This is a genomic window from Salinicola salarius (assembly GCF_002179555.1).
GTDB lineage: Bacteria > Pseudomonadota > Gammaproteobacteria > Pseudomonadales > Halomonadaceae > Salinicola > Salinicola salarius_A.
In genome coordinates, this window is sequence record NZ_NHOU01000070.1 from 1 (window position 1) to 4,469 (window position 4,469).

The window sequence follows — 4,469 nt, forward strand, 5'->3', positions numbered from 1 at the left end:
TTGACCTTGAACCAAGTTTGGTCCGCTTTTCTTCTTACGCTTTCGGGTGTGAGAGAAGTAAGGACTATCGAACTTCAACTGAAGAGTTTGATCATGGCTCAGATTGAACGCTGGCGGCAGGCCTAACACATGCAAGTCGAGCGGCAGCACGGGGAGCTTGCTCCCTGGTGGCGAGCGGCGGACGGGTGAGTAATGCATAGGAATCTGCCCGGTAGTGGGGGATAACGTGGGGAAACCCACGCTAATACCGCATACGTCCTACGGGAGAAAGCAGGGGATCTTCGGACCTTGCGCTATCGGATGAGCCTATGTCGGATTAGCTAGTTGGTAAGGTAACGGCTTACCAAGGCGACGATCCGTAGCTGGTCTGAGAGGATGATCAGCCACACTGGGACTGAGACACGGCCCAGACTCCTACGGGAGGCAGCAGTGGGGAATATTGGACAATGGGCGAAAGCCTGATCCAGCCATGCCGCGTGTGTGAAGAAGGCTTTCGGGTTGTAAAGCACTTTCAGCGAGGAAGAAAGCCTCTGGGTTAATACTTCAGAGGAAGGACATCACTCGCAGAAGAAGCACCGGCTAACTCCGTGCCAGCAGCCGCGGTAATACGGAGGGTGCGAGCGTTAATCGGAATTACTGGGCGTAAAGCGCGCGTAGGTGGCTTGGCACGCCGGTTGTGAAAGCCCCGGGCTCAACCTGGGAACGGCATCCGGAACGGCCAGGCTAGAGTGCAGGAGAGGAAGGTAGAATTCCCGGTGTAGCGGTGAAATGCGTAGAGATCGGGAGGAATACCAGTGGCGAAGGCGGCCTTCTGGCCTGACACTGACACTGAGGTGCGAAAGCGTGGGTAGCAAACAGGATTAGATACCCTGGTAGTCCACGCCGTAAACGATGTCGACTAGCCGTTGGGACCTTTAAGGACTTAGTGGCGCAGTTAACGCGATAAGTCGACCGCCTGGGGAGTACGGCCGCAAGGTTAAAACTCAAATGAATTGACGGGGGCCCGCACAAGCGGTGGAGCATGTGGTTTAATTCGATGCAACGCGAAGAACCTTACCTACCCTTGACATCCAGAGAAGTTGGCAGAGATGCCTTCGTGCCTTCGGGAACTCTGAGACAGGTGCTGCATGGCTGTCGTCAGCTCGTGTTGTGAAATGTTGGGTTAAGTCCCGTAACGAGCGCAACCCTTGTCCTTATTTGCCAGCGAGTAATGTCGGGAACTCTAAGGAGACTGCCGGTGACAAACCGGAGGAAGGTGGGGACGACGTCAAGTCATCATGGCCCTTACGGGTAGGGCTACACACGTGCTACAATGGCCGGTACAAAGGGTTGCGAGACCGCGAGGTGGAGCGAATCCCAGAAAGCCGGCCTCAGTCCGGATCGGAGTCTGCAACTCGACTCCGTGAAGTCGGAATCGCTAGTAATCGTGAATCAGAATGTCACGGTGAATACGTTCCCGGGCCTTGTACACACCGCCCGTCACACCATGGGAGTGGACTGCACCAGAAGTGGTTAGCTTAACCTTCGGGAGAGCGATCACCACGGTGTGGTTCATGACTGGGGTGAAGTCGTAACAAGGTAGCCGTAGGGGAACCTGCGGCTGGATCACCTCCTTAAACGATTAGCTTAGCGTGGTTCAAGCGCTCACAATCAATTACCTGATCGGCCAGAGCAAGACTGTTTGGGTCTGTAGCTCAGTTGGTTAGAGCGCACCCCTGATAAGGGTGAGGTCGGCAGTTCGAGTCTGCCCAGACCCACCAAATTTTACCGAATACGGCGTTGCTTTTTCCCTCGTGTAGCAGGCTACACGTCGGTCAAAAGCGCCTTGTCTTCGACAAAATTGCATTTATCGGGGCCTTAGCTCAGCTGGGAGAGCGCCNATCCAGTTCCACGTTATTTCGTGACTCGCATAGCAGGCTATGCGTCGCCCCGAAATGCCTCGATCTGAATAAAATTAAACAGATCAAATAAAAGAGAAAGTCTTCTTGGTTCTTTTTACGATCTGTCTATCCGGGGCCTTAGCTCAGCTGGGAGAGCGCCTGCCTTGCACGCAGGAGGTCAGCGGTTCGATCCCGCTAGGCTCCACCACTCTCTCGCGACAACCGAGAGACAAGCACAACCCGACAGTCTGACCATAAGTTTTAAGCTATACGCTTGACGTGACGATGAAACACTCGTGACAGCAAGCTTACAGCTTAGAGCTTATCGCTCTAAACGCTCTTTAACAATTTGGATCATGCTGACAGTTCTTCTCTCTAGAGAAGAGCAAAACGAGATACGTCTCAAGCGTATCCGGCAATTGTCGAATGATTAATCACTGACCAGACTCCTTCGGGTTATATGGTCAAGCGATTAAGCGCACACGGTGGATGCCTTGGCAGCCAGAGGCGATGAAGGACGTTGTAGCCTGCGATAAGGTTCGGTGAGGTGGCAAACAACCTGCGACCCGGACATTTCCGAATGGGGAAACCCATCCAGCACAAGCTGGATATCCCACACTGAATCCATAGGTGTTGGGAAGCGAACCGGGAGAACTGAAACATCTAAGTACCCCGAGGAAAAGAAATCAACCGAGATTCCCCCAGTAGCGGCGAGCGAACGGGGAGTAGCCCTTAAGCATGTGACTGGTTAGACGAACGCGCCTGGAAAGGCCGGCCATAGTGGGTGATAGCCCCGTAGTCGAAAACCTGAATGTGTGAAATCGAGTAGGTCGGGGCACGTGAAACCCTGACTGAACATGGGGGGACCATCCTCCAAGGCTAAATACTCCTGGCTGACCGATAGTGAACCAGTACCGTGAGGGAAAGGCGAAAAGAACCCCGGAGAGGGGAGTGAAATAGATCCTGAAACCGTGTGCGTACAAGCAGTGGGAGCAGACGCGTTCTGTGACCGCGTACCTTTTGTATAATGGGTCAGCGACTTATATTCAGTGGCGAGCTTAACCGTATAGGGGAGGCGTAGAGAAATCGAGTCTTAACTGGGCGACCAGTCGCTGGATATAGACCCGAAACCGGGCGATCTATCCATGGCCAGGGTGAAGGTTGAGTAACATCAACTGGAGGCCCGAACCCAAGTATGTTGAAAAATGCTGGGATGAGCTGTGGATCGGAGTGAAAGGCTAATCAAGCTCGGAGATAGCTGGTTCTCCTCGAAAGCTATTTAGGTAGCGCCTCACGTATTACCGCCGGGGGTAGAGCACTGTTTCGGCTAGGGGCCCATCCCGGGTTACCAACCCGAGGCAAACTCCGAATACCGGTGAGTAGAGCGTGGGAGACACACGGCGGGTGCTAACGTCCGTCGTGAAAAGGGAAACAACCCAGACCGTCAGCTAAGGCCCCCAAATTCTGGTTAAGTGGGAAACGATGTGGGAAGGCATAGACAGCTAGGAGGTTGGCTTAGAAGCAGCCATCCTTTAAAGAAAGCGTAATAGCTCACTAGTCGAGTCGGCCTGCGCGGAAGATGTAACGGGGCTCAAACCAGATGCCGAAGCTACGGGTTCATCCTTATGGATGAGCGGTAGAGGAGCGTCGTGTAAGTCTGTGAAGGTGTGTTGAGAAGCATGCTGGAGATATCACGAGTGCGAATGCTGACATGAGTAACGACAAGGGGAGTGAAAAACTCCCCCGCCGGAAGACCAAGGTTTTCTGTTCTATGCTAATCAGAGCAGAGTGAGTCGGCCCCTAAGGCGAGGCTGAAAAGCGTAGTCGATGGGAAACGGGTTAATATTCCCGTACCGGATGTGATTGCGATGGGGGGACGAAGAAGGCTAGGTGAGCCAGGCGTTGGTTGTCCTGGTGAAAGTCAGTAGGCTGAGGACTTAGGCAAATCCGGGTCCTTTAGGCCGAGAGACGAGACGAACGGACTACGGTCCGGAAGTCATCGATGCCACGCTTCCAGGAAAAGCCTCTAAGCTTCAGATCACATGCGACCGTACCCCAAACCGACACAGGTGGTCAGGGTGAGAATCCCAAGGCGCTTGAGAGAACTCGGGTGAAGGAACTAGGCAAAATGGCACCGTAACTTCGGGAGAAGGTGCGCCGGCTTAGGGTGAAGGACCTCGCGTCCCGAGCTTGAACCGGTCGAAGATACCAGGTGGCTGCAACTGTTTATTAAAAACACAGCACTCTGCTAACGCGTAAGCGGACGTATAGGGTGTGACGCCTGCCCGGTGCCGGAAGGTTAATTGATGGTGTTAGCCGTAAGGCGAAGCTCTTGATCGAAGCCCCGGTAAACGGCGGCCGTAACTATAACGGTCCTAAGGTAGCGAAATTCCTTGTCGGGTAAGTTCCGACCTGCACGAATGGCGTAATGATGGCCACGCTGTCTCCACCCGAGACTCAGTGAAATTGAAATCGCAGTGAAGATGCTGTGTACCCGCGGCTAGACGGAAAGACCCCGTGAACCTTTACTATAGCTTCACACTGGACGCTGATGTTGCTTGTGTAGGATAGCTGGGAGGCTTGGAAACC

2 tRNA genes and 2 rRNA genes are annotated in these 4,469 nt (G+C 53.8%); all 4 read left to right on the top strand.

The annotated features are described in order from the left end of the window. Window positions 1-75: 75 nt before the first annotated feature. A 16S ribosomal RNA gene (locus CCD76_RS18810) occupies window positions 76-1,616 on the top strand. A gap of 67 nt (window positions 1,617-1,683) precedes the next feature. Next, window positions 1,684-1,760 (top strand) — tRNA-Ile (locus CCD76_RS18815). 252 nt (window positions 1,761-2,012) lie between these two features. Further along, window positions 2,013-2,088: transfer RNA gene (locus CCD76_RS18820), tRNA-Ala, on the top strand. A 254-nt stretch (window positions 2,089-2,342) separates the two neighbouring features. Next, a 23S ribosomal RNA gene (locus CCD76_RS18825) occupies window positions 2,343-4,469 on the top strand; the annotation flags it as partial.